Source organism: Pantoea sp. IMH (assembly GCF_000599885.1).
In the GTDB taxonomy this organism is placed as follows: Bacteria; Pseudomonadota; Gammaproteobacteria; order Enterobacterales; family Enterobacteriaceae; genus Erwinia.
The window spans coordinates 229255-256030 of record NZ_JFGT01000006.1 but is presented as its reverse complement, the minus strand read 5'-3'; the positions used below and the strand labels follow the sequence as shown (position 1 = coordinate 256030).

Below are 26776 nucleotides of genomic sequence, written 5' to 3'. Positions count from 1 at the left end.
TGGCGGCCCTTCTCTTTCTGAAACCTCCGCACTTTACTTCTGAAACTCCTGCAATCCAGGGATGACTCTCTGGTTAATGTCGGGCAAGCTAGTGTCTGCGTCAGAAGGGTTACTGACGACCGAATCGTAGAGGACAGTAATGAAGAGAGTTATCTGGATGACGTTCGCCCTGCTGCTCGCGGGCGTGGTCAGCGGCTGCAATCAGCTTACGCAATACAGCATCAGCGAACAGGAAGTTAATGAAGCGCTGCAAAAGCACAACAATTATGAGAAAGATCTTGGCGTGGCGGGTCTGGTTAACGCGCATATCGTGCTGACCAATCTCAGCAGCCAGATTGGTCGTCAGGAGCCTGATAAGATCATCCTGACCGGCAATGCTAAAGTCAGTATCAGTTCACTGTTTGGTCCGCAGCAGGCGGACATGAAGCTGGTGATGAAAGCTCTGCCGTTTTTCAACCGGGAAGAAGGCGCCATCTATCTGAAGGATATGGAGCTGGTTGATGTGCAGGTAGTGCCCGACAAAATGCAGGCTGTACTCACAACGCTGACGCCTTATCTGAACCAGTCGCTGAAAGAGTATTTCAACCGCAAACCAGCCTATGTGCTGAGCAGCGATCGCAGCAAAGCGGAGTCGCTGGCGAAACGCTTTGCGAAAGGGCTGGAAGTGAAGCCCGGAGAACTGATCATTCCGTTTACTGAGTAACCCGCCGCTGTCCGCCCGTCTTATCAGGCGGGCAGCTTTGCGTTAGGCATATCCCGGAAAGCCGGACGCGGAGTAGCCAGTTTTTTCTTCCTGCCCGTCATAAACCGGGTGCATTCCCCTCGCTTTATCCCTATGCTTAGTACCCGGCCAAATCCAGCCATATCTGACTGATTTCACTTCTGCCGGAGCATCCTGATGACTGCACAACCCCAGCAACTGACTATTCGCCGCCCTGACGACTGGCATATCCATCTGCGTGATGATGAGATGCTCCAGGCCGTGTTGCCGTTTACCAGCGAGGTGTGTGGCCGGGCCATTGTGATGCCAAATCTGGTGCCGCCGGTCACCAGCGTTGCCGCCGCCATTGCCTACCGCGATCGCATTCTTGCCGCACGACCCGCAGGGGATCGTTTTACGCCGCTGATGACCTGCTACCTGACCGATTCGCTCGCTGCGGATGAAGTGGAGAAAGGCTACCGCGAAGGTGTATTTACCGCCGCCAAGCTCTATCCGGCCCATGCCACCACCAACTCAAGCCATGGCGTGACGAACATCGCGGCCATCGCGGACGTGCTGGCGCGGATGCAGGAAATCGGGATGCCGCTGCTGATTCACGGCGAAGTTACCGATGCGCATATCGATATTTTCGATCGCGAAGCGCGCTTTATCGAATCTGTAATGGATCCGCTACGTCAGCAGTTTCCGGAACTGAAAGTGGTGTTTGAACATATCACCACGCGGGAGGCGGCTGATTATGTCCGCGAAGGGAACCGTTTTCTGGCTGCTACCATCACCCCGCAGCACCTGATGTTTAACCGCAACCATATGCTGGTGGGCGGCGTGCGACCGCATCTTTACTGCCTGCCGATCCTCAAGCGAAATACTCATCAGGAAGCGCTGCGTGAGGCGGTCGCGAGCGGCAACGAGCGTTTTTTCCTTGGCACCGATACCGCGCCGCATTTGCGGCATCGTAAAGAAGCCAGCTGTGGCTGTGCTGGCGTATTTAATGCGCCTTCCTTCCTGCCCGCTTACGCCACCGTTTTTGAAGAGATGAATGCGCTCGGGCATTTTGAAGCTTTCTGCTCACTGAATGGCCCACGTTTCTACGACCTGCCGCTCAATGAAGGAACAGTAACGCTGACGCGTGAACCCTGGACAGTGCCGGAGCGCATTGAGATGGGCAGCGAATCGCTGGTGCCTTTCCTTGCCGGGGAAACGTTGAACTGGCGCGTCACGCGTTAAAAGACACGACACGGATAAAACTATTGCCTTTGGATGAAATACTGTATACATTCACAGTATCTTAACCGGAGGCTTTTATGCGTGTTGAAGTCACTGTTGCAAAAACGAGTCCCCTTCCCGCTGGCGCCATTGACGCGCTCTCGCAGGAACTTATTAAGCGTATCGACAAACAGTTCCCGGAAACGGCAAACAGCGTGTCGGTACGTTATGCTGGCGCCAATAACCTGACGGTGATGGGCGGCGGTAAAGAAGCGAAAGAGACAGTGACGGCGATCCTTCAGGAAACCTGGGAAAGCGCCGACGACTGGTTCATCACCGATTAAGCTTCGCGCCTGTTGCCTTTCTTTGCCGGATTTCGCCATCCGGCTTTTTTATTTTTTCCTTCCGGCGTGACTCGCCGGGATCCCTCATGCGTTGTAAACTGTACTGGTTGACTCTGTTTCCCGATCCTGTCCGCCGGAGATAACCGCCATGACTGAAAAACCTGATGAGACAATGACGTTCGGTGAACTTCTGACGCTGATTGCCGATCAGCAGCAGCGCCTGAACGTGCTGGAAAGTGCTTTTTTATCCCTCACGGCCAGCGTGGATGAGAAGACCGGCCAGTCGCTGATTGAGTATCTGCGGCTGGAGGCGAGTAAAGCCGCGCGCGATGAAAACAGGCAGCTGCATTTTGCCCGCCTGGCGGATGAAGTTGAAAAGCGACACGGCCAGATGAATATATCGCAGCAGGCTTAGCTGAACATGCCAATAAAAAAGCGGCAGGATTAATTGTTTTGCCGCTTCCGCTTAATTCTCTCTGAAATAACCTGGCGCCTGTGCTTAGATTTCACTCCGCTCGAAAATAATTTTCTGTTATAATAATTCTGCTCTATGGAAAAAAAGCCGCATTGAACCTCGATAAATCACTTCGTTGTCATCATTAACACGAGTAATAAGGGGGTTATAATGGACAGAAACAAAGATGTTATCCAGACACATCCCCTCATTGGGTGGGATATCAGTACCGTGGACAGCTATGATGCCATGATGATCCGTCTCCACTCGCCTTCGTCAGGCGAACAGCAGAATGAAGAAGCTGAGGTGGGTCAGACATACTGGTTAACCACTGATGTTGCCAGACAATTTATCTCTATCCTTGAGGCTGGCATCGCGAAGATCGAAGCCACAGACTATCTGGATCGCGACTACAAGAAACATTAATCTCTGCTTGATCCGTTCTGAAGGCACCCGTTGGGTGCCTTTTTCATTGCCGGAACATTTTGCTATTCTGCCAGACAGCCGGACTAACAGAGGAGCAGGTTTAATGGTTTATGATTTGATCGTGGTTGGCAGCGGGTCCGTGGGGGCAGCGGCAGGATGGTATGCCACGCGCGCCGGGCTGAAGGTTCTGATGATTGACCGCGCCCATCCGCCGCACAGCGAGGGCAGCCACCATGGCGAAACGCGTCTTATCCGCCACGCTTACGGCGAAGGCGCTCACTATGTTTCTCTTGTCTTGCGCGCGCAGGCATTATGGGATGAGCTCGAGAAAGCCTGTGGCGAGCGGCTGATGCAGCGCAGTGGCGTGGTTAATCTCGCTCCCCGCGACTCGGCCTTTATTCGCAACGTCAGCGACAGCGCCGCCGAATTTAATCTGCCCGTGGAAAGGCTGAGCGGTGAAGAAGTGATGCAGCGCTGGCCGCAGATCAGCGTACCCGAAGACTATACCGGCATCTTCGAACCCCAGTCAGGCTATCTGAAATCAGAAGTGGCGATCCGCCAGCTGATCCGCCTCGCTGAGGAGGCGGGCTGCGCGCAGTTATTCAACTGTGGCGTTGATGCTCTGGAAGAGCGGGATGCTTTGCAGCTGGTTCACACCGCAGAAGGCACCTTTCAGGGCCGTAAACTCCTGCTCAGCGCCGGTACATGGGTCACCACGCTGTTACCGGACCTGCCGGTCACGCCAGTGAGAAAAGTCTTCGCCTGGCACCAGGCCGACGGGCGCTACAGTGAAAATAACCAATTTCCTGCCTTCACCGTCGAGGCACCAGACGGAACGCATTACTACGGTTTTCCTGCGGATAACAATGCCCTTAAGCTTGGCAAGCATGACGGTGGGCAGCTAATCTCCTCTCCCGAACAACGTAAACCCTTTGGTGCGGTTGCCGAAGATGGCAGCGAGCTTTTCTCTTTTCTGAGGCGCTTCCTGCCGGGCGTGGGCGTATGTCTGCGTGGTGCAGCCTGCACCTATGATAATACCGTTGATGAAGACTTTATTATTGATACGCTGCCGGGATCACCAGACAGGCTTATTATTAGCGGACTAAGCGGTCACGGTTTTAAATTTGCCACTGTGCTGGGGGAAATTGCTGCTGAATTTGCTCAGGGTAAAGAAAGCCCGTTTGATTTATCGCGCTTCTCCCTGGCCCGTTTCTGATTAAACGTAACGACTCATTCCGGGTCGTTACAAAAGCACTCACCGGCTGAAATTCCTTTCCGTTAATTTCCAGAAAAGCACGCCACATCTTTATTTTATTAATTTCACTGGCCGCTGAAAGTCTAATTATATTCGTTACAGGCTATGCAGAATATTGCTGACTGGCGTGCTTAAAATGGTATGGCGGTATAGTTTCAGATACAGGTCAAACCGCTGCGCTATTAACAGTTAACGAAGTCAGTTACCGTTATTGAGACAGGCTAACACAGAGACCCGATCCGCTTTCCAGTAGCAGGAAGCCTCAAGCCTTCAGATTTGTAAACTCAAAGAACGCACGTCAGAAAATCATCATCATATTTCAGTAAGACCCGCCCTAAAGATAATTTTAATTAATGTGTTAGCATGCCGTGACACTGACAAAAACTGACGTTACGCTGACCTTCAATGCCAGTAGCATCAAATAATCAGGTGCTCAAATGCGACGCTTAGTGGGTTACAACCCCCTGAGAAGCTGCAAAGTAAAGCTTTTGAAATATAAATAAGACGAATATTCCGTTTAAAAACCAGGATTACAATCAATAATATTGAATGAGTGCAGGTATTTATTTCGTGATGTAAGTTAGTTGTTGATTTTATATTTCATGTTGTCCATGCTTGGCAAAAAATGCCCACGGATATCGTTATGCCGCTGAAGAATACCGCTTCCCGCTTTGGTCATATCAGCCTGCTTCTGCACTGGCTTATCGCCTTAGCGGTTTATGGAATGTTTGCGCTGGGCCTGTGGATGGTCACGCTGGGCTATTACGACAGCTGGTATCACCCGGCACCTGAACTGCATAAAAGTATCGGCATTTTGCTCTTTGCGCTGATGATCTTCAGAACAATCTGGCGCTTTATCTCGCCGCCTCCACAACCGCTCAGTAGCTATTCGCCGCTGACGCGCCTGAGCGCGGTAGCTGTGCATCTGCTCTTGTATGGCATCCTTTTCGCGCTGTTTATCAGCGGCTATCTCATCTCCACCGCAGACGGCAAACCCATTACCGTTTTCAGCCTGTTTGATGTACCGGCCACCGTTGAAGGTTTTGCAGAGCAGGCCGATCTGGCGGGTGAAGTGCATCTCTGGCTGGCATGGAGCGTGGTGATACTTTCCGTGCTACATGGGCTCGCCGCCCTCAAACACCACTTTATCGATCGTGATGTGACGTTGAAACGCATGCTGGGTCGTCGCATCGACTAACCTCTGGAAGGGAGAAACACCATGTTGAAAAAAAGCTTGTTGGCTTTATCCACCGCAGCGATGCTGCTGAGCGCCGGTAATGCCGTGGCCGCTGACTACAAAATTGATACGCAAGGTCAGCACGCTTTCGTGCAGTTCCGTATTCAGCATCTGGGCTACAGCTGGCTGTACGGCACATTCCGCGACTTTGATGGCAGTTTCACTTTTGACGAGGCCGATCCTTCAAAAGATAAGGTTAACGTGACGATTGATACCGGCAGCGTGGATACTAACCATGCCGAACGTGATAAACACCTGCGCAGCGCCGATTTCCTGAACGCGTCTAAATTTCCGAAAGCGACCTTTGTGTCAACCGGCGTGAAGAAAGATGGTGATGAGCTGGACATTACCGGTGACCTGACGCTGAACGGTGTGACTAAGCCTGTCACTCTGGAAGCGAAAAAACTGGGGGAAGGGAAAGATCCATGGGGCGGTTATCGCGCCGGATTTGAAGCGGAAACCACATTGACGCTGAAAGACTTCAACATCAAGTCCGATCTGGGCCCTGCTTCACAGCAGGTACAGCTGATGATATCGGTTGAAGGTATTCGCCAGTAGTAAGGCGGAGGCGTTAAGCGTCGGTTTATAACCGGTTTTTCAAAACGGTGTTACCAAACCTGCTCTGCAAGGAACGTCCGTTCGCAAAGACGCACACAGCACCCTTCGCAGCGCGGCAGGTTCTGCGTTCGATCCGTTCGCTTTAGGGTTAAAGGCAGAAGACAACTTAACGCATAAGGCCGATCGCAAGATCGGCCTTAATGGTTTACTGCTCTGGCTTAGGAATTTTTAACGTCATATTCAGTAAGCCGCGCGATTTGTTAAATACTTTATTACCGTTTTCCCGTCCGGCACGGCGGGCTCGCTGTTCTTCAGGCGTGAGCGCCAGCTCCTCCATACAGAGCGGGCTACAGCAATCGTGATATTTTGCTGCGCAGGCAGCACATTGTATAAATAACAGATGGCAGCCATCATTTTTACAGTTTACGTGTGTGTCGCAAGGCGCTCCGCACTGGTGGCAGTGTGCGATAACGTCGTCTGAAATCCGCTCGCCCATGCGCTCATCAAAGACAAAGTTTTTGCCGCGAAAGCGAACCGGAAGGCCCTGCTCGCGTGCACGACGGGCATACTCAATGATGCCGCCTTCAATATGATAAACCTGCTCAAAACCGTTATGTCGCATCCAGGCGCTGGCCTTTTCACAGCGGATCCCGCCGGTGCAGTACATCACGATTTTTTTATCTTTCTGCTCCTTCAGCATATCAACGGCCATCGGCAGCTGATCGCGAAAGGTATCGGCAGGGATTTCCAGCGCGTTGTCGAAATGGCCCACTTCATATTCATAGTGGTTACGCATGTCCACAAATACCGCTTCAGGATCGTCCAGCATCGAATTGACTTCATCCGCTTTCAGATAGCCGCCAACATTGCTGGCATCGAAGCTTTCATCGGTAATACCGTCAGCCACGATGCGTTCACGAACCTTCAGACGCAGCACCCAGAACGATTTGCCATCATCATCAAGCGCAATATTCATCCGCAGATTGTCCAGCGCTGGATGGAAAGCATAAAGCATGCTTTTCATCGCTTCATACTGGCTGGCCGGCACGCTGATCTGCGCATTGATGCCTTCCGGCGCGACGTAGACGCGGCCAAACACCTTCAGCTTCGTCATTTCAATATAAAGCGCATCGCGAAAGGCTTTAGGGTTATCGAGGGTGAAATACTTGTAAAAAGAGACTGTCGTGCGCGGCTCGGTTTCGGCCAGCATGCGCGCCTTCAGCTCTTCATTGGAAACAAGGTTATGTAACACTGGCATGGTGTACGTTCCTGGGTTCAAGAGAGAAATTTTGCGGGCGCTATCATACATTAATTGTCAGAGAATCAAACCGTAAAGCGGCTATTTTCGTACCTCATGGCAGACGCGTGAAGGCAGCATGACGCCATCACTGAAAAGCATACCCTGTAAAACACCTCTCACAAATCCGCCTATAGTTAGAAGCTGAGTGAAAAAATGTGATCAACACCGGAGAAGTAGAATGAGTAAGCTGTTTACCCCGATAACACTGGGAAAATTAACGCTTGATAACCGCATCACCATTGCGCCTATGTGTCAGTATTCGGCGGATCTCGGTAAGGCAACCGCCTGGCATCGCATTCATCTGGGGCATCTTGCGCTTTCCGGCGCTGGCCTGTTGATTGTTGAGGCGGCCGCAGTGGAGCCGGAAGGCCGTATCACGCCGCAGGATTTAGGCCTGTGGGATGACGAAACTGAGCAGGCGCTGGGCGACGTACTGAAAGATGTTCGTCAGTACTCCCCGATCCCCGTCGGTATTCAACTTGCCCATGCGGGCCGCAAAGCTTCCACTGATGTGCCCTGGCGCGGCGGCAATTTTCTTCAGCCTGCTGAAGGCGGCTGGCAGACTTCTGCACCCTCGGCCCTGCCCTATAATGAAAGCGATGATACACCCGCTGCGCTGACGAAAGCGCGTATCGATGAAATCAAACAGGCCTTTATCGACAGCGCAATCCGGGCAGACCGGCTGGGGCTGGATTTGGTGGAGGTGCATGCCGCGCATGGTTATCTGCTGCATGAGTTTCTCTCTCCGCTTTCTAATCAGCGTGAAGATGAATATGGCGGCTCGCTGGAAAACCGTATGAGGCTGACCCTGGAAATTTTCCGTGAGGTGCGTCAGGTATTTCCTGCAGACAAGCCGGTCGGTGTGCGTATCTCCGCCACGGATTGGGTTGAAGGCGGCTGGGACAACGAGCAGTCCATCGCGCTCAGCAAAGCGCTGGCCGCAGAAGGCTGTGCCTATATCCATGTTTCCAGCGGTGGTCTTTCGCCGGCGCAGAAAATTGACGTCGGTCCGAACTACCAGGTTTCCTTTGCGGCTGAGATCAAAAAATCCGTGGATATTCCGGTCATCGCCGTAGGCTTAATCACCGAACCGAAGCAGGCCGAAGCTATTCTGGTCAGCGAACAGGCAGATATGATCGCTCTTGCCCGCGGGATGCTTTACGATCCACGCTGGCCATGGCATGCCGCCGCCGAACTGGGGGCGAAATTGCACGCGCCTGAGCAATACTGGCGCTGTGAACCTCATGAAGTTAAAGGTTTGTTTAACCAGGATTGAGTACGCTGGTCCTTTCTGGTCTGAAAAGGCCAGGAAGGACCCGATCCCCGCAGGAAAGGGCAGAAAATTTATTCTGACGTTAAAAAATGGCACAATAGGCCATAACTCATTATTAACGGGCAGCATAATGGTGCCCCTTTTTTTCGATCTGGAAACTCATGACTCAGCTTCCCCAATTTAACCGTGCCTTGCTGCATCCCCGTTATTGGTTCACCTGGTTGGGTATCGGTTTACTTTATCTGCTGGTGCTGCTGCCTTACCCCCTTCTCTATCGCCTTGGCTGCGGCCTGGGGCGGCTTTCTATGCGCTTTATTCCCCGCCGGGTGCAGGTGGCGCGCCGTAATCTGGAGCTTTGCTTTCCCGACATGCCGGTCGCTGAACGTGAGGCGATGGTCGTGCGTAACTTTGAATCCGTTGGCATGGGCCTGATTGAAACCGGTATGGCCTGGTTCTGGCCTGACTGGCGCATTACTAAATGGTTTCACGTCAGCGGGCTGGAGAACATCGATAAGGCGCACCAGGAAGGGAAAGGCGTATTGCTGATCGGCATGCACTTTCTTACGCTGGAACTTGGCGCGCGTATCTTTGGCATTCATAATCCCGGCATTGGCGTCTACAGGCCGAATGACAACGCATTGCTCGACTGGCTGCAAACCTGGGGACGCATGCGCTCCAATAAGAGCATGCTTGATCGAAAGGATCTCAAAGGGATGATCCGCGCGCTAAAAAACGGCGATATTATCTGGTATGCGCCCGACCATGACTACGGTCCGCGTAGCAGCGTTTTTGTGCCTTTCTTTGGCGTGGAGAAGGCCGCCACCACCAAAGGCAGCTATCTGCTGATCCGCAGCGGCCAGCCCGCCGTGATCCCTTTTGTGCCGCGCCGCCTGCCGCATGGCAAAGGCTATGAAATGGTCATCCTGCCGGAGGAAGAAGCCATGCCGCTGGATGATGAAGCGGCTACCGCCGCGCGAATGAATAAAGTGGTGGAGCATGGCGTGCTGATGGCGCCTGAACAGTATATGTGGCTGCATCGTCGTTTTAAAACGCGTCCCGCGGGTGAACCGCCGCTCTACTGAAGCGTTACGCTGGCTGATCCTCAGGGTCAGCCTTTCTCCTTCCCTACTTTTCCTCGTTAATTTCTTAATCCTCCCGCAGTGAGCCGTTTCTTACAGAAAGCAGGCCAACCCGCTCTTTACCTGTTAGCCGTTATGCTATTTTTCCCACCAGCCCCCTAACAGGATGATTATTATCATAAATATTCACTACTTTTTTTTCATCCCTCGCCTTTAAGTCAGCCTATCTTCGACTATCCTTGTTAAAACTGAATGTAACACTGTGGAGAACCCCATGAGCATGTACGCAACGCTGGAAGAGGCTATTGAAGCCGCACGTGAAGAGTTTCTGGCCGCGAATCCGGAGATGGAACAGGATGAGGCCTCCGTTAGCCAGTTCAATCTGCAAAAGTACGTCATGCAGGATGGTGATATCATGTGGCAGGCAGAATTCTTTGTGAACGAGGGCGATGAAGGCGAATGCCTCTCCCTGCGCAGTGGTGAAGCCGCACAGGCGATTTTTGACGGCGATTTTGATGAGGTTGAACTGCGCCAGGAATGGCTGCCAGAGAATACGCTGCACGAATGGGATGAGGGCGAATTCCAGCTGGAACCGCCTGCCGACACTGAAGAAGGTGCCGCTGCGGCTGAAGAGTGGGAAGATGACAACGCGGACTCCGATCGCACCGATCGCTGGGCCTGATCGGGTTCTCTTTTTCCTGGTGCCTCCCTCAGGAGGCACTATTCATAGGGACCATGATGTGCATCGACCGGAAGTAACAGCGTATCGACCAGTAGCGATAGCGGCAGATCGATAATAGTTATAATACGCCACGGCGTATCCCGCACATCCCACTGCACACCCGGATAGAACTGATTGCCGTGTCCCTGACCCGGCATGGTCCGGCTGATAATACTGCCACAGCCGCTCAGTACCAGCACGCAACATCCTGCCAGCAAAACCCGCACATAACGTTTCATTTTCTCAGCATCACCTGACTGTTAACTGCTTTTAATTGTAGCGGACTCGTCACTCTCACGTTCGCTGCTGTTTACCCATAAGGAGCAGCGGCCGGCGAAAGGATCAGCGCAACAAAAAAAGGCCGGGAAATTCCCGGCCTCTCTATTATCGCGTCTCTGTCTGAATCGCGTCGGGATTCAGCGTCAGCGACTTATAGTAATCGAACCAGTCGTGATACTTATCCGTATGCTGCCAGAGGCGATAGTGCATTCTCGACAGGGTAACGGGATCGCTGAGCAGCGTCAGACGATGTTCGCGATCCAGCTTAGCCGGAGACTCACTTAAGGCCTGCTCAATGCGGCGATCGCGGGCAAACTCCAGAATGTCACTTTTCAGGTGACGGGAGGTTGCCATCGCGCTGGCAAGAGCATTGAAAGAGGGATGGAACATCGCGTGCATAAAGCCATCTTCCAGCGCCCGTCCACGGTTCAGCACCACGTAACGATCGGTATCAAGCAGCTCCTGAGGCGGGCTCGACTCTTCCGGGATCAGGAACAGTCTGGCGCGCTTCGAGGCCGTCCCCAACGTTGACCGGCTGGAGTAGACCGAGACAAACGGCGACAAAATCAGCGAGAAAACGATTGGCGCCAGCCACCACAGGAAGTTCAGATCGAGCCAGCCCATACCTGCCGCCCAGACAATGCCAAGCGCCATCTGTGAACCGTGACGTTTAAACGCCTCGCTCCACGGTGTCGCATCGTCATCACGCTGCGGCGAGTTCCAGACCACTTCCCATCCGAGAAAGGCGCTGACCACAAATACGGTATGAAACAGCATACGCACCGGTGCCAGCAGGACTGAAAACAGCACTTCCAGGAACAGGGAAAGGGTCACGCGCAGCACGCCGCCGTAGGGTTTTGCCCCTTTGAACCAGACCAGTATGATACTGAGCAACTTCGGCAGGAACAGCAGCACCATTGTGGTTGAGAACAGCGCAATCGCCAGCTCTGGTCGCCACTGCGGCCATACCGGGAAGAGCTGCCGCGGCTGCAGGAAGTAGGTCGGCTCCATCAGCGTATGCACTACCTGTAACGCCGTAGATAAAGCCAGGAACAGGAACCACAGCGGCGCAGAGAGATAGGACATTACGCCGGTCAGGAACACCGCGCGGTGTACCGGGTGCATGCCTTTTACCAGGAACAGACGGAAGTTCATCAGGTTGCCATGACACCAGCGACGGTCACGCTTCAGCTCATCCAGCAAGTTCGGCGGCAGTTCCTCATAGGAGCCAGGCAGATCGTAGGCGATCCAGACGCCCCAGCCTGCACGACGCATCAGCGCTGCTTCCACGAAGTCATGCGACAGAATCGAACCGGCAAACGAGCCTTCACCCGGCAGCGGCGCCAGCGCACAGTGCTCAATAAACGGCTTCACGCGGATGATGGCGTTATGGCCCCAGTAGTGCGACTCACCTAACTGCCAGAAGTGCAGACCGGCGGTAAACAGCGGGCCATAAACACGCGTTGCAAACTGCTGACAGCGTGCATAGAGCGTATCCATACCTGAGGCTTTAGGCGAAGACTGAATAATCCCGGCGTTCGGGTTCGCCTCCATCATGCGCACCAGACCGGTCAGGCATCCTCCGCTCATCACGCTGTCCGCATCCAGCACGACCATGTAGCTGTACTGGCTGCCCCAGCGACGGCAGAAGTCATCGATGTTGCCGCTTTTACGCTTCACACGACGACGACGACGACGATAGAAAATACGCCCTTCCCCACCGACATCACGCACCAGTTCCATCCAGGCTTTTTGCTCGGCCATGGCGATATCAGGATTGTAGCTGTCGCTGAGAATATAGACGTCAAAGTGCTGCTGCTCGCCGGTTCTGACCACGGATTCCCAGGTCGCACGCAGGCCCGCAAAGACCCGCTCCACGTCCTCATTACAGATCGGCATAATCAGCGCTGTACGGTGTTCCGGATTAATCGGATCATGGTCATTGCTGTTATAGGAGATGCTGTATTTATCCTTGCCGATCAGCAGTTGCAGAAAGCCCATCAGCGCCGTCCAGAAGCCGGCTGAGACCCAGCAGAACAGCACCGCAAACAGGAACAGGATGCCAGTTTGCAGGATGTAAGGCAGGATCTGCATCAGCGACTGCTGCCAGTTCTGGTTGAACATCTCCATGGGATCGATCATCGCCCAGCCCTGATAAGGCAGGATGGTTTTCATATACCAGGTGGCGATAACCGTCTGTGCAATGGTCAGGATCAGTAAGATATAGCGGCGAATAGAACCAACGTGGCGCCATTTATCTTCCGCTTTCTGCTCTTCCGCCGTGGCGTAGCGGTGAACGGATTTGCGTCCGCGCAGGGAATCCCAGGCGCGGGCAACCGGGTTCGTCCGCCAGGCTTCCGGATACATTGAGGATCGCGTGTGCGGCGGCATCGCTTTCAATGTGGTGCGGTCCAGCGCGTCCTTATCAAACTGTTGACCTTCCTCTCCCAGCGAGTCAGGCCACGTCATCTCAATACGCGCTTTGACCGATTCCAGCGGCGCATCGTCAGGCCGACTCTCCACCGGGCCGTCATCGGCCAGCGTATGGTGCAGCTGGCTGAAGGCGTCGTCTGCTTCCGCAGGCAGCGCCTCACGTAGCGCCTCCTTCCGCGATGGCGGAAGGGGGAGCGCATCCAGATATTCAGTAGTTATGACAGTAGACTTATTCATTGGCAGGCAACTGATAGCTCCAGGTTTCCGTCAGCGTTTTGTCACCGGTAACCAGTGCCGCACGCATTTCTGTCGGCTGTTTGTTGTCTTTGACGCGCAAACGCATCACCAGACGCCAGCCCTGAGTGACCGGATTATAGCGCACGCTGTTTTCCACCAGCTCGCCATTTTTACCGATGCTCACCTGCGATGTCACCGGCGTATCCTCTGGCAGTTTACCCATTTCCTGACCGGTGAAATCGACGGTAAAGGCGATGGTGCCGTCCGGCTGACGAACGAGGTTAGACTGCTTTACGTCGCCGGCGGAGCGCAGCGTGTTCTTCACGAAGGCCACATCAGGCGAATGAAGCTGACTCTCATCACGGGTAAAATGCACCCGGTATTTGAAATTCATCTCTTTGCCTGGTTCAGGCAGCGTTTCCGGCGTCCAGAAAGCGACGATGTTATCGTTGGTTTCATCGGCTGTCGGAATTTCAACCAGCTCTACGCGCCCTTTGCCCCAGTCACCTTTTGGCTCAACCCATCCGCTTGGACGCAGATCGTAACGATCGTCGAGATCCTGATACTGACTGAAATCACGACCGCGCTGAAGCAGGCCAAAGCCGCGTGGGTTTTCAATGGTAAAGGTGCTGACCGCCAGATGTTTTGGATTGTTCAGCGGACGCCAGATCCATTCACCGTTACCGGCATGGATCGACAGCCCGTTAGAGTCGTGCAGCTCTGGCCGGAAGTTAACCTGTGAGGAGGGCTGATTCTGACCAAACAGGAACATGCTGGTCAGCGGCGCCACGCCCAGTTTGCCCACTTTGTCACGCAGATAAACTTTTGACTGGACGTCAACCGTCGTCTCTTTGCCTGGTGAGATCAGAAAACGATAGGCACCGGATGCACGGGGAGAATCGAGAAGCGCATAGATCACCAGATGTTTGTCTGCCGGTTTCGGGCGTTCAATCCAGAATTCTTTAAAGCGCGGGAATTCTTCACCTGACGGCAACGCCGTGTCGATCGCCAGTCCGCGCGCGGAAAGACCATAGACCTGGCCTGCGCCGATCACACGGAAATAACTCGCGCCAAGAAAACTGGCGATCTCATCATCTTTCTTGTGCTTGCTGTTCAGCGGATAGAGCACTTTAAAGCCGGCGAAACCGAGGTTTTTAACCGTTTCCGGATCGTGCTTTACGCTGCCAAAATTAAAATAGTCCGGCGAATATTTAATCTGCCGGACCGAGGTTGCGGTGACTTCATTAATCTGCACCGGCGTATCGAAATACATACCCTGATGATAAAACTCAAGCTTGAACGGGGTTTTCAGCTTACTCCAGTAGGCTTTATCACTATTGAAATGAATCTGTTGATAATCGGCATACTTCATGTCGCGCAGTTGGGACGGTAAATTGCTTTTCGGTGCTTCAAAGCCTTTACTGGCCAAATCCTTCGCCTGTTTTGCCACATCGTCAATGGTGAAAGCCCAGCCCGCGCTGGCATACATTGACAGCAAAACCGTTGCACCTAATAAATGCAATTTCATCAGTTTTGGCTTATTTTTCATTTTAATTAGCACATCCCCCCCTTTCGTGTGCTTAAATCAATTCCGTCTATCTTAATGGATTATTTCGCTTTCTGACAGCTTGTGCCGCAATTTAGTTCCGCTTTTCAGAAGGGTTTACCTTCTATTCTTTCACCATTAATCGATACAGATTTGCCCGATAGTCTGCACGTCAATTATGCATTAAAGTGAGCGCCGGGCGTGAGCATGGCTCAGGGCGAGCCAGGACGCTAATTTTTTGATTAATAGGTACTTATGAGTAAAAACACACCGCAAAGAGAATATTTTCTCGACTCCATCAGAGCCTGGCTGATGCTGTTAGGCGTGCCTTTTCACGTCTCACTCATTTATTCTGCACAAAACTGGTCAGTAAACAGCCCGGTATCCTCTGAATGGCTGACCCTGTTTAATGAATTTATCCACGCCTTTCGTATGCAGGTCTTTTTTGTCATTTCCGGTTATTTTTCCTATATGCTTTATTTGCGCTATCAGCCGCAGCAGTGGCTGAAGTTGCGCGTGGAGCGTGTCGGTATCCCGATGCTTGCCGCCGTTCCGCTCCTCACCCTGCCACAGTTTTTTATGCTGAAAGCCTGGACGACAAAAATAGGTGACTGGCCTGCCTACACCGCATTGCAAAAGCTAAATATTCTTTCCTGGCATTTGATCTCGCACCTCTGGTTTTTGCTGGTGCTGGTCGTACTGACCGTGGCGGCTATGGCCTTCTTTAAGTGGCTGCGCAACAGCGCTCCAGCAAAAGCTGGCTATGCTGACCTGAACTGGATGAAGCTGAGCCTTGCGATCCTGCTTTGCAGCCTGGCCTGGGGCGCTCTGCGTCGCTTAATTTATATCATTGCTCCCGATCTGCTGGGCGTTGCCCTCTTCAACTTCGTGGTCATGCAGTCACTGTTTTATCTGCCGTTTTTTATTCTCGGCGCCATGTCCTGGAAATATCCCGCTATTAAAGCGCTGTTTGTTAAACCCGTAGCGGGCGTTTTTGTCGCTGCCGCCCTGGCGTTTATCACCTATGTGGCGAATCAGGCCTGGAGTAAAGGGGAAGGCTGGCTATATGAAATTGACGCGGTGGTCTCCATGCTGATGGGGCTGTGGATGGTAAATGTGGTTTTCTCACTTGGCTATCGCATGCTCAATTCACACTCACCGCGGGTGGTTTACCTGGTAAACGCCTCTCTCTTTATCTATTTGGTTCACCACCCGCTGACCCTGCTGTACGGCATTTTTATTGCGCCCTATATCAGCAATAATACGCTGGGCTTTATCGTTGGGCTGGCGTTTGTCTTCGGCATTGCGTTTGCGCTGTATGAGTTCCATCTGCGCGTCCCGCTGCTGCGGTTCCTCTTCTCCGGGAAACCACAGCGTGTGTCGGCCAGACCGCTACAGCAGCCACTCGATAGGTAAGCGCCAGACCAGACGCACCAGCAGTCGCTGCATAAAACGGGTACGGGGCTCATGCTTATGTACCCGTTCTTTTTCCCCCTCACCCGGATATTCCACCCAGTTGACGCGCCCCCATTTATCCAGGCGTAGCGTCCAGGCGTGATCGTACAAGCTGTCAACAAAGCGTTGATGAATAGTGGTCGCCAGGGACTCACTTTCAATAACCAGGCCCATTTCCGTATTGAGCATCGCCGAACGCGGATCGAAGTTGAATGAGCCAATAAAGACTTTCTGATTATCCACGCTGAACGTTTTCGCGTGCAGGCTTGAACCCGAATTACCGGTAAGGCCGCGATCGTGCGGCGCCTCTCGCGACTCATTATGTGGTTTCAGTTCATAAAGCGAGATGCCGTGGCGCAGTAATTTTTTCCGCCATTTAGCATAGCCAGCATGCACGATGGAGACATCATTGGCCGCGAGAGAATTGGTCAGAATGGCAATTTTTACCCCTTTTCTCACCAGCGACAAAAGCTGCGCCACGCCAGCTCTGGTCGGCACAAAATAGGCGGAAATGATATCGAACTGCACTTCCGGCCTGCCGATGACCTCAAGCATCCGCTGAGGAAGCAGTGTACTGGTTTTGGCTTTGCCCAGTCCTTTCCGGGGATCGTCACTGAGCAGCCGCGTTTTTGCCCAGGTCAGCGACAGGTCGCCATTTTCCAGCTGCGTACTGAAAGATGTCGCTTCGATGCGCGCAAGGTAGCGCTTCACTTGTGGATCGTTGCGCCACTCAGCGGGTAGCGACACCTCTTCGCGAGCCGCCCCGGCATCTGTTTCCACCACGGCGTCGAAAGGCTTCACTGCCCGGCTGTGCCAGTAGCGCTCAAAATCTTTCGTCACCTCTTCGACCACCGGCCCGATCGCCAGCACGTCCAGATCGGAAAAAAGCGGCTCTTCGCCCGCGCCAAAATACTCATCACCCACGTTTCGTCCGCCAACGATGGTCGCCTGCTTGTCCACCGTAAAGCTTTTATTGTGCATACGGCGGTTCAGCCGGGCGAAATCACTGAGGTATCCGAGCGCCCGCAACGTTCGGAAGGAGAAAGGGTTAAACAGCCGCACTTCGATATTCGGATGGCAACTCAGCCGGGCCAGCGTACGGTCCAGCCCCATCGTGTTGTTGTCATCCAGCAGCAGGCGCACCCTGACGCCGCGTTCGGCGGCATCAAACAGCGCGCTGAACAGCAGGCGTCCGGACATATCGTTCTGCCAGATGTAATACTGAATATCCAGCGTGCTTTCCGACATGGCTGTCAGCAAATAGCGGGCAGCAAAGGCATCAAGCCCATCTGCCAGCGAATGGATACCGCTCAGCTCAGGATGCCGCTTTACCAGGGGAGATATTGCCTGAGTAAGCCGCGTCCATCCATTCTGACGCGGCTCATTATCAGGTATAAAAGCTTCGGCCATGCATGTTCCTTTCGTTATCACCGCACCCGCGGCGTGGTTCTCTCCGGTAATGACTGCCCTGTCAGACAGATTGCTGAGGGGATGCTTACCGGCACGACTACTGCGTCAAGCCATGTGCCCGTTACTATAGCCTTTAATGATGGCATTTGGTCTAGACTTAGCGCATAGCTCTGCCCCGGATCAATGCGATAAGGAATACCTGATGATGACTGAACCGCGTGATACATCTTCTGTCCGGCACCGTCCACGGCTGTTTAAAAGTTTTTTTCAGGGCAGCTTCGCCTGCTCCACCGCCTGTCGTGGCGAAGGCAAGCGGGTGGATCTGACAGTCAGCAGCGGGCACGATACGCTGCTCGATAAGGATTATGCCCGTCTGGCCGCTGAAGGGTTGCTGACGGCACGCGACGGTGCCCGCTGGTATCTTATTGAGGAGAAGCCGGGGGAGTATGACTGGTCCACCTTTATGCCGATGTTACACGCGGCAGAAAACCAGGGCATTGAGATGATCTGGGAACTGGCCCACTTCGGCTGGCCGGCGCACCTGGATATCTGGCAGCCCCGCTTCGTTGACAGCTTTGCCGCCTTTGCCCGTGCGATGGCCTGCCTGATGCGGGATGAAGGTTATACGGCACCCTTTTTCACGCCGATGAACCAGATCTCATTCTGGTCGTGGGCAGGCGCGGAAGTGGCGATGTTTAATCCTGGCGTAACCGGGCGGGGAGGTGAACTGAAACAGCAACTGGTCAGGGCTTCAGTCGCGGCCATGCGTGCCATTCGTGAAGAGCTGCCCGCTGCACGTTTTGTACTGACCGATCCGCTGGTACACGTCGCCTCTTCAGACAACTCGCCTGCCGCGCAGGAGGAAGCCCGTCAGCAGCACAATGCTCAGTATGAAGTATGGGATATGCTGAGCGGTCGTCTTCAGCCCGGCCTGGGCGGCGATGCGACGCTGCTCGATATTATCGGCCTTAACTATTATCCCGATAACCAGTGGCTGGCCAACGGCGAAACGCTTGCTCCGGATAATCCAGCCTGGCGCCCTCTTTCCGGTCTGCTGGAGGAAGTCTGGCATCGCTATCAGCGGCCAATACTGATTGCCGAAACGGGCGCGGAAGGTGAAGCCCGTGCGCCCTGGCTTAACAGCGTTGTTGAGCAGGCTGGTCTGGCAATGGATAACGGTATTGAGATTGAAGGGATTTCGGTTTATCCGGCAGTGGATTATCCCGCATGGGCGGATGACCGGCGCGCACCTGGCGGCTTATTTGGTCTGCCGGATGCCAACGGTAGCCGGACGGTGAACGAACCCTATGTGCTTGCCATTCGCAGCCATCAAATCAAATTTAAAAATGCAGGCTGATGCGCTCAGGTAGCGAGAGGTTTCTGGCTGAAGCAGGACTGGGGATCAACCGGGTTCTCGGGGAGATGACGGACGTCAGAAAACCAGGTAAGCGTAAAGAAGACCACGACGATAATAAGGCTTGCCGAGAGCAGTCCAACCAGCGCCAGCAGCTTATCCTCCCTTGTATCCATGTCAGCCGTTCTCCTTCTGTCACCATCAACTCATCAACAGGGTAATACTCAGAACGAAGATTATAAGTGTAAAAGAAGTGACCGCAAGCACCACAATGGCAAACTGGGCATCGTCGAGCGGAAAACGGGACTCTCTCTCTCCATCATACTGCGGGGATTCTTTCATTTTAGCCATCATGTGCCGGCAAATAAGTCGCCATTCAGACCAGGGCCTGGCGTCACTTCGTCCCGGCGAGACGCGTGAAGGAGCGCTGAAAATGCAGCCCGCATAGCGGAAAGTAGGGGTCGTCTGTCCTCTGGTCAGCTCCCTGCGAGGCAGTGTCAGACCTCGCGAATCTTACCATAAGCCCCCGAGGATTGCCCTTTTCCCTGCGCAACAGTTAAGCGCATTGCGCGTTTGTTTATCCCCGGCGCGTTCTGAAACGCAGACATCTGTTTTCCGCTGCGCTGGCCCGCCCCTCTTACCCTAAGCCTGGGCGGGTTGAGAAACCTGACGCTAAGTCGGATGTGAGATCCTTCCCTTTTTCAGGCGTTTCGCTGGATCAGAACTCATAGGAAAGCGACAGTTTCAGCTTGCGGGGATCGCCCTGATAAATGTACGTGCCGTTACTTTCCACGCCCGACCAGTATTCCTCATTGGTAATATTTTCAACGGCTAAGCGCCAGGTCAGATCGTTCTGCTGCATCTTCATGCGGTAACGAACGCCGAGATCCATCGTCGTGTAGCTGTCCAGCTTTTTCGTATTGGCGACATCAGCATATTGCGAGCCAGAATGGGTCAGACGCGCCAGGGCGGACAGTCCTTCCACTGGTTTGATGTCATATTCGGCACTCAGTACGGTAGAGAAGTTAGCCACGCCGACGGCGTTTTTACCGTCGCTGCTGCCGTCCTGAGTTTTACTCATTTTAGGATCGAGCCAGGTCGCGCTGCCGTTAAGGCGCACACCGTAGACGGGCTCGCCAAAGATGTTCAGCTCCAGGCCACGGTGGCGCTGTTCGCCATACATACCAAACACATTAGTTTGAGGATCGATCATGCCGGTTGGTTTTTTGATCTCAAAGAGCGCCAGAGTGCCGCCTGTACGGCCTGTATCAACTTTTATCCCCACTTCATTTTGCTTTGAAAGCGCAATCCCCGTCACCTGCCCATAATTACTGGCCTCTTTTGAAGCCGTTTCACCTGGCTGGAGCGCTTCAATATGGTTGGCGTAAAACGAGACGGACTCCCAGGGTTTAATCACCAGCCCGTAGCCTGGCGTCCAGCGCGATTTGGTGAAGCGGGCATCCGTATCTTCAGCCACCGTACCGTATGCGTAGTTGCGTACCACGACTTTCTGATGACGTGCGCCTACCGTCAGCAGCACCTTATCGTCGAGGAAGCCGAGCGTATCACTCAGCAGCACACCCTGGCTCCGGATACGGCTGGTCGGTCGGGGATCGTCAGGATCGCCGCCGAAGAAAGTGTCTACTGGTGGCGCGATCGCGGCGGGGTGATAAATATTGGTTATCCCCGGTTTCAGCGTCATGCCATATGACGTCTTGTCCCGTTTGGTTTGCGCCGAGTACCCCAGGTTCACGCTGTGGCTGACCACCCCCGTCGTAAACTGACCACGCACGCCGCCCATCCCGCTAAAGGTATCAACAATTTTATTGGTGTACATATGGCCCAGCGTGGCGGAACCCTCTTCATCAGTCAGTTTTGGCGTGCCGTAAACCCCTGTTTCATGGGAGTGCTGCCCCCCTACCGCGCCGTAAGCCGTCCAGTTTTCCGCAAAATCGTACTCCGCCCGCGCCATGCCGAACTCACTTTCCAGATCGCTGTAAACCCAGTTCTGGCTGTAGTTGCTGGTGGCGCGCGGTACTTCAGGAATAAAGTCCACGCTGCTGATGTTTACCCCCAGACGACCACCATGATAAGCCTGCTTCTGGTAGCCGACATCCAGTGAGGTTCGCAGTTTGTCGCCGCGATAATCCAGACCGAGAGAGGCAAATGTCGTACGGCGCTTATCATTATCGACGGCGGAATCACCTTCGCGGTGCAGCAAATTGACGCGGGCGCCCCACTCATTGTCATCACCGAAACGACGTCCGGCGTCAAGCGTTGTGCCGATCTGGGATGAGGAAGTGTAATCCACGCCCAGGCGGGTTAACGGCGTTTCTTCGGCATGCTTAGGCTCAAGGTTGATCATTCCGCCCACGCCTGATGCGGCGGAGCCGTTGACCAGGGCATTAGCGCCTTTAAACACCTCAACGCGTTCAATCATCTGGGTTGACACAACCTGACGCGGTAACACGCCTGACAGGCCGCCCAGCGTCATATCATCACCGTCCAGATCGAAACCCCGAATGCGATAGGTTTCCGCGAAGTTGCCGTAGCCCTGAACGTTCTGCACCGAGGCATCGTTTGCCACCACCTCTTTCAGCGTCGTCGCCTGCTGATCCTGAATCATTTTGGTGGTGTAACCAATCACGTTAAAAGGAACGTTATGGGCATCTTGTTCACCTAACATCCCTATCCTGCCGCCGTTTGCCACCTGACCGTCCAGCCAGGCCGGTACCAGCCGATCGCCGCCCGCGATAAAGTGGTCATCAACTTCAGCATCGACAATAAGCGTCGGTTCCTGTGCTGTAAGGCTTGCGTTCGAGTTGTTATCAGCGGATGAAGAGGTATTGGTCGGAGCAGACGCTGCTATCGCCTCTATCGGCAGTGCCGTTACACTGCTTACCATCACCGCCAGCAGCTTCAGACGAAAGCCGTTATTCGTGGTTAAAAAGTGCGCCATTACATTTCCCTGATTCATTTTACAAATGATAATACTTTTTATTTTGATTGTGATTATCAACAAGGAAAGGTAAATAGCAAGCCTGAATTAACGTTACCGGCCTTCGTCTGGTAAAGAAGCCAACGCTTAACGCTCTCTGATTATTAAAGCACTACGCGGATGATGAATGGCAGAGCCTTAAAGTCGCTTACAGTAACAGCCGGTTATTCTGGCTTCCAGCCGCCGCCAAGCGCACGGTAGAGATCGATTTGGGCCAGCAACAGATTATTTTTAACCTGCACCAGATTCAGCTGCGTATTAAAAAGTAAACGCTGGGCGTCCAGTTCATCAAGGTAGGAAGCATAACCGTTCCGGTAGCGGTTACGTGCTATATGGAGTGCTTCGCTGACAACGTTTTCCTGTTCAAGCAGTTCTGTCAGCTGCTGCTGATAGCGGTTGATGGCATCCAGATCGTCATTGACTTCGCTGAAGGCGTTGCGTACCACTTTTTCATAGCCGTAAAGCGCCTGATTGCGGGAAGCCATTGCCACATCCACCTGCGCCGTAAGCGCCTCCCGGTTGAGTAAAGGGGCCAGCACGCTGCCGCCGAGACTCCAGAGACGAAAAGGGTTATCCACCAGCTGGTGCAACACCCCACTTTGCAGCGTCCCGCTGGCGGTGAGATTAAGTGAAGGCAGCAGCCGCGCACGCGAGGCGGCAAGAGAAGCATCAGAGGCCAGAAGCGCATTTTCAGCCTGAACGATGTCTGGCCGGCGTTGCAGTAATTCAGATGGCAGAACCGAAGGCAATTTTTGCGGCGCGACGTGATCAAAGTGGCTCTGTCGGGCGATCTTGCGCGGATTCATACCGACCAGAATACTGAGTGCATTCTCCTGGCGGGCAATTTGGTGCTGCAGGACCGGAATTTGTGCTTTGGCGGTCTGATACTCTGACTCCGACTGAAGCCATTCAAGTTTGGAAGTGTAGCCCGTTTCGAACTGCCGACGTGCCAGCTTCAGTGAATTGGCGCGCGATGCGAGCGTGGCTTCGGTGACGCGGAGTTGTTCATCAAGTGAGATCAACGTCATATAACCTGAGGCCACTGAGCTGGCCACCGTCAGTTCTGCGGCGGAAGCTGCCGCCTGCTGCGCGGCAAGGGAGGCATTCGCCGCCTCAATACTGTTGCTGCGCGCTCCCCAGAGATCCACCTCGTAGCTGGCCTGAAGCTGGCCCTGAAATACCGCGCCCTCGCGCGGCTGACCGGTGGCCGCTGAGAGCGAGCGGGCGCGGGTAGCCGCAACGCCGGCATCAAGCGTCGGAAAATTATCGCCCAGCGCCGCACGCAGTTCTGCCCGGTATTGGTCGACGCGGGAGCGCGCTGTCAGAATATCCAGATTATTTTGCAACGCCTGATCGACCAGCCGGTTAAGGCTGTCGTCGCCAAAACCCTGCCACCAGTCAGCTTCGACGGGCGAAGTGGGGCCGACTTTATCACGCCATGCAACGGGTATTGGCAGCGAGCCGGGCGCTTTATCCACTTCTGTTGCGCAGCCGCTCAGGATAGCAGCCAGCGTTACCGCCGTTAACGCTACCGACAAGCGCATCACTTCTCCTCCCCGGTTTCAGAGGCTGCTGCGGTATCAATACTGACCTCCACGGACATTCCTGGCCGGAGATCCGCCGTGTTCGGGCTGGTGATGCTGATGCGTACCGGAATACGCTGCGCAATTTTGACAAAATTTCCCGTGGCGTTGTCCGGCGAAATGGCGCTGAACTCCGATCCGGCCGCCGGCGAGATATATTCTACTTTGCCGTCGAAGCGTTGATCGTTCAGCGCATCCACGGTAAAGGTAACGGGCAGTCCTGGCGTGATATGCGCCATCTGCGTCTCTTTCATATTCGCAATGATCCACAACTGCTGAGGCACCAGCGAGGTCAGCCTTGCGCCCGCCGTAACGTAGGCACCCTGCCGCACCGCGATCTGACCCAGCTGTCCGTCCCGTGGCGCATGGATAACAGTGTTATCGAGATCGATCTGTGCCAGTTCCAGTGCGGCTTCGGCGCTGGCCACATCCGCCCTGAGCGCATCGTTATTGACGATGACGCTTTGCAGATCCTGACGGGAAACCTCCAGCGTGGCGGTTGCCTGCTGGACGTCTGCCATGGTCTGGCTGTAGCTGGCTCTGGCCGCATCGCGTTCACGTACTGACAGCGACCCATCCGACACCAGATTTTCGACACGCTTAAGATCCAGCTGGCTTTTTGTCGCCTGTGCTTTGGCATTAGCCAGAATGGCTTTATTGCGCGAGATCACCGCTTCCGCACTGCGGCGTTGCTGAACGTTATTCGCCAGCATCGCTTTTTTCATCGCTAACTGCGCCTGCGCCTGATGCACCCGCTGCCGGTAGATTCGGTCATCGATAGTCATCATCACGTCGCCTTTCTTCACCGGCTGGTAGTCAAGTACCTTAACCGCGGTAACATAACCGTTGACCTGCGGACTGATAAAAGTCACCTGGCCGCGCACGTAGGCATTTTCCGTTGTTTGTATCTGGCTGGTGAACGGCGGAAGCTGCCACGCATAAAGGATAATCAGTACGCCAACGACAGCGATTCCTGCGCCAAACGCGACGGACAAAATTCGCAGCTTATTATTCCGCTCGCGCTCATTCAGTTGGCTTTGTTCCTGCTGGCTCATTATTTCTCCCTACCGATCGTCGAAGTCGTATGTTGCATTGCCCGCTGCTCTGCTTCCGCATCCCGTTTCGCCTGCTGCCAGTTGAGATAACGCAGGCGCGATAAGCGCCACAGCACCCAGACAAGCGTGACAAAGGCCATACCGGCTGTCAGCAGATAAGTGTCGTTCCAGGCGAGTACGTTTGCCTGCAGCGTCGCCATAGCCTGAAGCTGTACGGTTCCCTGCGCACCGCGAAGCGTGGCGTCGCCGTATAAAAGGCTGCTGAAGAGATTGGTGTACTGCGCCAGCCGCTCGGTGACATTGGGATCAAGCAGGGAGAGATGATCGCCAATCACGCTGGCATGAAATTTTTCACGTAAGGTCTGGAAAGTCCCTAACAGCGCCGATCCCGCCAGTCCTCCCAGATTCTGGCTCATCCCGAAGAGCACCACCAGGCTGACCAGATTTTTCGGCTGCGACACCACGCTGCCAATATTAAGCAGCATGGCCGGGGCAATAAAAAATGTGCTGCTAAAGCCGAGTAAAAACTGGCTGAAATACATATTGTTAGCACGGGTCAGCGGGCTGGATTGCGCATCCATCAGTGACGCGATCATGATTAACAGCAGCGACACCACTATCGGCCAGCTCAGATGTTTGACGTTGATGGTAAGCGCGCTGACGATAATGCCTGAGGCGACGCCCGCGAGGATAGCCAGCGCCAGATACTGCATCTGATCGTTGAGCAATCCAACCTGCTGCAGATAGCCAATTGCCCCGGTATTCTGCTCCGCGAGGGTAACGCGCAGCATAATCATCACGATGCCGAAACGGAATATCGCCCCGGTGCCGAGCCAGCGGGTGTTAATCAGCGGGTTACTGCGGTTATGCTCCAGCACGACCGCCGCGACGACGAGCACCAGCCCCAGCGCCAGCGCAACGCCCAGCCATGGCGTACTGCTCCACCACTCAATGCGTCCAAGCGAGAGTACCGCGCAGAACAGCGCCATTCCCGGCGCCATTAACAGGAAAGTAATAAAGTCTTTTTTCTCAAAAACTTTCATACGATCGCCGGGCGGCAGTTTCAGCATCAGCACACCACCAAGGCAGATCATCGCCAGCCCGAGTTCAAAGAGATAAAGACCGCGCCACTGGTCAAGCTGAAGCAGCCCGGTCGAAAAAAGGCGAGCCAGCGGTATCGCCAGCTGGGAAGCACCAAGGCCAATGGTGAGCGCCTTCAGCCGGTGTCTGGCTGGCCAGGCCTGCACCTGATAATAGATGCCCAGGGAACTCAACGCCGCGCCGACCATGCCGTGAGCTGCGCGCACGATGATGGCGGAGTTGAGATCGTTAACCAGCAAATGGAAAAAAGAGACCAGCACGTACAGTACCAGGAAGGCTTCAGTAAAAGCGCGCAGGCCAAACTGCTGGCGGAACTTCACCAGCAGCAGATTGATTGAGATATTGCCCATCACATAAACCGCCGGCAGCCAGGCAATTTCGTTGCTGTAGGCCCCGAAAACCCCCTGCAGGTTGGTAATATTGGCCGTCACCAGCGCGTTACTGAGCGCGCCGGTAATCGAAATCAACAGGCCAATAATGCCAAAAGCGATACGCTTGTGACTGGGATGCTGTGGCGTGGAGGGTGAACCGGGAAGCATCGGCTTTTCACCGGCGGCCCACTCACGCGGCGCATAAGGATCGGGACGGTTTGTACCCACGCAGATTAAGGCCTGACCAGTAAGCGTTGCAGTCGCGCAATACCGTGACAGACGCTTGTGGCAAAGAGTAGATTAACGGACACCGCAGCCCTGTTCAGCGAATTCTGACAATCTGTCACCTTCCCTGGATATCCCATTTTTAGCTCTACCACATT

General features: G+C 54.1%; 24 protein-coding genes. 13 read left to right on the top strand and 11 right to left on the bottom strand.

Features of this window, described 5'->3' with window-relative positions; all coding sequences use genetic code 11:
• Positions 1-139: 139 nt before the first annotated feature.
• The 8 genes from EA20_RS0115575 to EA20_RS0115540 all read left to right on the top strand — a co-directional run bounded on the left by EA20_RS0115575 (position 140) and on the right by EA20_RS0115540 (position 6198).
• On the top strand, positions 140-703 hold the full coding sequence (locus tag EA20_RS0115575; RefSeq protein ID WP_024967708.1) for a lipoprotein: 564 nt from the start codon (positions 140-142) through the stop codon (positions 701-703).
• Between the two features lie 195 nt (positions 704-898).
• Positions 899-1945 (top strand): dihydroorotase, encoded by a 1047-nt coding sequence (gene pyrC, locus EA20_RS0115570; RefSeq protein ID WP_024967707.1) that lies wholly within the window; start codon positions 899-901, stop codon positions 1943-1945.
• A 77-nt stretch (positions 1946-2022) separates the two neighbouring features.
• Positions 2023-2268, top strand: coding sequence for a DNA damage-inducible protein I (gene dinI / locus EA20_RS0115565; RefSeq protein WP_024967706.1), 246 nt, complete (start codon positions 2023-2025; stop codon positions 2266-2268).
• A gap of 148 nt (positions 2269-2416) precedes the next feature.
• Positions 2417-2683: a hypothetical protein gene (locus EA20_RS0115560; protein WP_024967705.1), complete on the top strand. Its 267-nt coding sequence runs from the start codon at positions 2417-2419 to the stop codon at positions 2681-2683.
• Between the two features lie 210 nt (positions 2684-2893).
• Positions 2894-3148: a biofilm formation regulator BssS gene (bssS, locus tag EA20_RS0115555; protein WP_024967704.1), complete on the top strand. Its 255-nt coding sequence runs from the start codon at positions 2894-2896 to the stop codon at positions 3146-3148.
• Between the two features lie 103 nt (positions 3149-3251).
• Positions 3252-4364, top strand: a complete 1113-nt coding sequence (gene solA, locus EA20_RS0115550) for an N-methyl-L-tryptophan oxidase (protein WP_024967703.1) — start codon at positions 3252-3254, stop codon at positions 4362-4364.
• 682 nt (positions 4365-5046) lie between these two features.
• Positions 5047-5601: a cytochrome b gene (locus EA20_RS0115545; RefSeq protein ID WP_024967702.1), complete on the top strand. Its 555-nt coding sequence runs from the start codon at positions 5047-5049 to the stop codon at positions 5599-5601.
• A gap of 24 nt (positions 5602-5625) precedes the next feature.
• Positions 5626-6198, top strand: coding sequence for a YceI family protein (locus EA20_RS0115540; RefSeq protein ID WP_024967701.1), 573 nt, complete (start codon positions 5626-5628; stop codon positions 6196-6198).
• Positions 6199-6403: 205 nt separating this feature from the next.
• On the opposite strand, the gene EA20_RS0115535 is transcribed toward EA20_RS0115540, so the two are convergent.
• Positions 6404-7456, bottom strand: coding sequence for a rhodanese-related sulfurtransferase (locus EA20_RS0115535; RefSeq protein ID WP_024967700.1), 1053 nt, complete (start codon positions 7454-7456; stop codon positions 6404-6406).
• Between the two features lie 220 nt (positions 7457-7676).
• On the opposite strand from EA20_RS0115535, the gene EA20_RS0115530 reads away from it, so the two are divergent.
• From EA20_RS0115530 to EA20_RS0115520, 3 genes are all read left to right on the top strand, one after another.
• Positions 7677-8774, top strand: a complete 1098-nt coding sequence (locus EA20_RS0115530) for an NADH:flavin oxidoreductase/NADH oxidase (RefSeq protein ID WP_024967699.1) — start codon at positions 7677-7679, stop codon at positions 8772-8774.
• 158 nt (positions 8775-8932) lie between these two features.
• Positions 8933-9853, top strand: a complete 921-nt coding sequence (locus tag EA20_RS0115525; protein ID WP_024967698.1) for a Kdo(2)-lipid IV(A) acyltransferase — start codon at positions 8933-8935, stop codon at positions 9851-9853.
• Between the two features lie 271 nt (positions 9854-10124).
• On the top strand, positions 10125-10532 hold the full coding sequence (locus EA20_RS0115520; protein WP_024967697.1) for a MysB family protein: 408 nt from the start codon (positions 10125-10127) through the stop codon (positions 10530-10532).
• Positions 10533-10570: 38 nt separating this feature from the next.
• Here EA20_RS0115520 and EA20_RS0115515 read toward each other — a convergent pair whose 3' ends face one another.
• The 3 genes from EA20_RS0115515 to EA20_RS0115505 form a co-directional block, all read right to left on the bottom strand.
• On the bottom strand, positions 10571-10810 hold the full coding sequence (locus EA20_RS0115515) for a YceK/YidQ family lipoprotein (protein ID WP_024967696.1): 240 nt from the start codon (positions 10808-10810) through the stop codon (positions 10571-10573).
• Between the two features lie 145 nt (positions 10811-10955).
• Positions 10956-13520: a glucans biosynthesis glucosyltransferase MdoH gene (gene mdoH, locus EA20_RS0115510; protein ID WP_024967695.1), complete on the bottom strand. Its 2565-nt coding sequence runs from the start codon at positions 13518-13520 to the stop codon at positions 10956-10958.
• Positions 13513-15051, bottom strand: a complete 1539-nt coding sequence (locus tag EA20_RS0115505; protein ID WP_200868331.1) for a glucan biosynthesis protein G — start codon at positions 15049-15051, stop codon at positions 13513-13515. The genes mdoH and EA20_RS0115505 overlap by 8 nt, the downstream gene beginning before the upstream one ends.
• 270 nt (positions 15052-15321) lie before the next feature.
• On the opposite strand from EA20_RS0115505, the gene mdoC reads away from it, so the two are divergent.
• Entirely contained in the window at positions 15322-16482 is a 1161-nt protein-coding gene (mdoC, locus tag EA20_RS0115500) for a glucans biosynthesis protein MdoC (RefSeq protein ID WP_024967693.1), read from the top strand.
• Here mdoC and EA20_RS0115495 read toward each other — a convergent pair.
• Positions 16459-17931, bottom strand: a complete 1473-nt coding sequence (locus tag EA20_RS0115495; RefSeq protein ID WP_024967692.1) for a phospholipase D family protein — start codon at positions 17929-17931, stop codon at positions 16459-16461. The genes mdoC and EA20_RS0115495 overlap by 24 nt on opposite strands.
• Positions 17932-18133: 202 nt before the next feature.
• On the opposite strand from EA20_RS0115495, the gene EA20_RS0115490 reads away from it, so the two are divergent.
• Positions 18134-19288 carry a beta-glucosidase gene (locus EA20_RS0115490; protein ID WP_024967691.1) on the top strand — a complete coding sequence of 385 codons (1155 nt, stop codon included), beginning with the start codon at positions 18134-18136 and terminating at the stop codon, positions 19286-19288.
• A 5-nt stretch (positions 19289-19293) separates the two neighbouring features.
• Here EA20_RS0115490 and EA20_RS21010 read toward each other — a convergent pair whose 3' ends face one another.
• The 6 genes from EA20_RS21010 to EA20_RS0115460 form a co-directional block, all read right to left on the bottom strand.
• Positions 19294-19461, bottom strand: coding sequence for a hypothetical protein (locus EA20_RS21010; protein WP_200868327.1), 168 nt, complete (start codon positions 19459-19461; stop codon positions 19294-19296).
• A gap of 25 nt (positions 19462-19486) precedes the next feature.
• A complete protein-coding gene (locus EA20_RS21005; RefSeq protein ID WP_200868326.1) occupies positions 19487-19627 on the bottom strand; it encodes a hypothetical protein in 141 nt (46 codons plus the stop codon).
• Positions 19628-20003: 376 nt separating this feature from the next.
• Positions 20004-22190, bottom strand: coding sequence for a TonB-dependent siderophore receptor (locus EA20_RS0115475; RefSeq protein ID WP_038381724.1), 2187 nt, complete (start codon positions 22188-22190; stop codon positions 20004-20006).
• Between the two features lie 257 nt (positions 22191-22447).
• Complete coding sequence (locus tag EA20_RS0115470) at positions 22448-23827, bottom strand: efflux transporter outer membrane subunit (protein ID WP_024967689.1); 1380 nt, start codon at positions 23825-23827, stop codon at positions 22448-22450.
• On the bottom strand, positions 23827-24921 hold the full coding sequence (locus tag EA20_RS0115465) for an HlyD family secretion protein (RefSeq protein ID WP_024967688.1): 1095 nt from the start codon (positions 24919-24921) through the stop codon (positions 23827-23829). Before EA20_RS0115465 ends, EA20_RS0115470 begins: the two co-directional genes overlap by 1 nt.
• Positions 24921-26561: an MFS transporter gene (locus EA20_RS0115460; protein ID WP_051516401.1), complete on the bottom strand. Its 1641-nt coding sequence runs from the start codon at positions 26559-26561 to the stop codon at positions 24921-24923. The genes EA20_RS0115465 and EA20_RS0115460 overlap by 1 nt, the downstream gene beginning before the upstream one ends.
• Positions 26562-26776: the final 215 nt, after the last annotated feature.

Bases quoted from the DNA above. Each gene is read 5' to 3' on its own strand.
- bssS (WP_024967704.1), top strand. From the start codon at position 2,894: ATGGACAGAAACAAAGATGTTATCCAGACACATCCCCTCATTGGGTGG.
- EA20_RS0115575 (WP_024967708.1), top strand. From the start codon at position 140: ATGAAGAGAGTTATCTGGATGACGTTCGCCCTGCTGCTCGCGGGCGTG.
- EA20_RS0115520 (WP_024967697.1), top strand. From the start codon at position 10,125: ATGAGCATGTACGCAACGCTGGAAGAGGCTATTGAAGCCGCACGTGAA.
- mdoH (WP_024967695.1), bottom strand. From the start codon at position 13,520: ATGAATAAGTCTACTGTCATAACTACTGAATATCTGGATGCGCTCCCC.
- solA (WP_024967703.1), top strand. From the start codon at position 3,252: ATGGTTTATGATTTGATCGTGGTTGGCAGCGGGTCCGTGGGGGCAGCG.
- EA20_RS0115490 (WP_024967691.1), top strand. From the start codon at position 18,134: ATGATGACTGAACCGCGTGATACATCTTCTGTCCGGCACCGTCCACGG.
- EA20_RS0115465 (WP_024967688.1), bottom strand. From the start codon at position 24,921: ATGAGCCAGCAGGAACAAAGCCAACTGAATGAGCGCGAGCGGAATAAT.
- EA20_RS0115475 (WP_038381724.1), bottom strand. From the start codon at position 22,190: ATGGTAAGCAGTGTAACGGCACTGCCGATAGAGGCGATAGCAGCGTCT.
- EA20_RS0115460 (WP_051516401.1), bottom strand. From the start codon at position 26,561: ATGCTTCCCGGTTCACCCTCCACGCCACAGCATCCCAGTCACAAGCGT.
- pyrC (WP_024967707.1), top strand. From the start codon at position 899: ATGACTGCACAACCCCAGCAACTGACTATTCGCCGCCCTGACGACTGG.
- EA20_RS21010 (WP_200868327.1), bottom strand. From the start codon at position 19,461: ATGGATACAAGGGAGGATAAGCTGCTGGCGCTGGTTGGACTGCTCTCG.
- EA20_RS0115495 (WP_024967692.1), bottom strand. From the start codon at position 17,931: ATGGCCGAAGCTTTTATACCTGATAATGAGCCGCGTCAGAATGGATGG.
- EA20_RS0115525 (WP_024967698.1), top strand. From the start codon at position 8,933: ATGACTCAGCTTCCCCAATTTAACCGTGCCTTGCTGCATCCCCGTTAT.
- EA20_RS21005 (WP_200868326.1), bottom strand. From the start codon at position 19,627: ATGAAAGAATCCCCGCAGTATGATGGAGAGAGAGAGTCCCGTTTTCCG.
- EA20_RS0115545 (WP_024967702.1), top strand. From the start codon at position 5,047: ATGCCGCTGAAGAATACCGCTTCCCGCTTTGGTCATATCAGCCTGCTT.
- EA20_RS0115515 (WP_024967696.1), bottom strand. From the start codon at position 10,810: ATGAAACGTTATGTGCGGGTTTTGCTGGCAGGATGTTGCGTGCTGGTA.
- EA20_RS0115470 (WP_024967689.1), bottom strand. From the start codon at position 23,827: ATGCGCTTGTCGGTAGCGTTAACGGCGGTAACGCTGGCTGCTATCCTG.
- EA20_RS0115530 (WP_024967699.1), top strand. From the start codon at position 7,677: ATGAGTAAGCTGTTTACCCCGATAACACTGGGAAAATTAACGCTTGAT.
- mdoC (WP_024967693.1), top strand. From the start codon at position 15,322: ATGAGTAAAAACACACCGCAAAGAGAATATTTTCTCGACTCCATCAGA.
- EA20_RS0115535 (WP_024967700.1), bottom strand. From the start codon at position 7,456: ATGCCAGTGTTACATAACCTTGTTTCCAATGAAGAGCTGAAGGCGCGC.
- EA20_RS0115560 (WP_024967705.1), top strand. From the start codon at position 2,417: ATGACTGAAAAACCTGATGAGACAATGACGTTCGGTGAACTTCTGACG.
- dinI (WP_024967706.1), top strand. From the start codon at position 2,023: ATGCGTGTTGAAGTCACTGTTGCAAAAACGAGTCCCCTTCCCGCTGGC.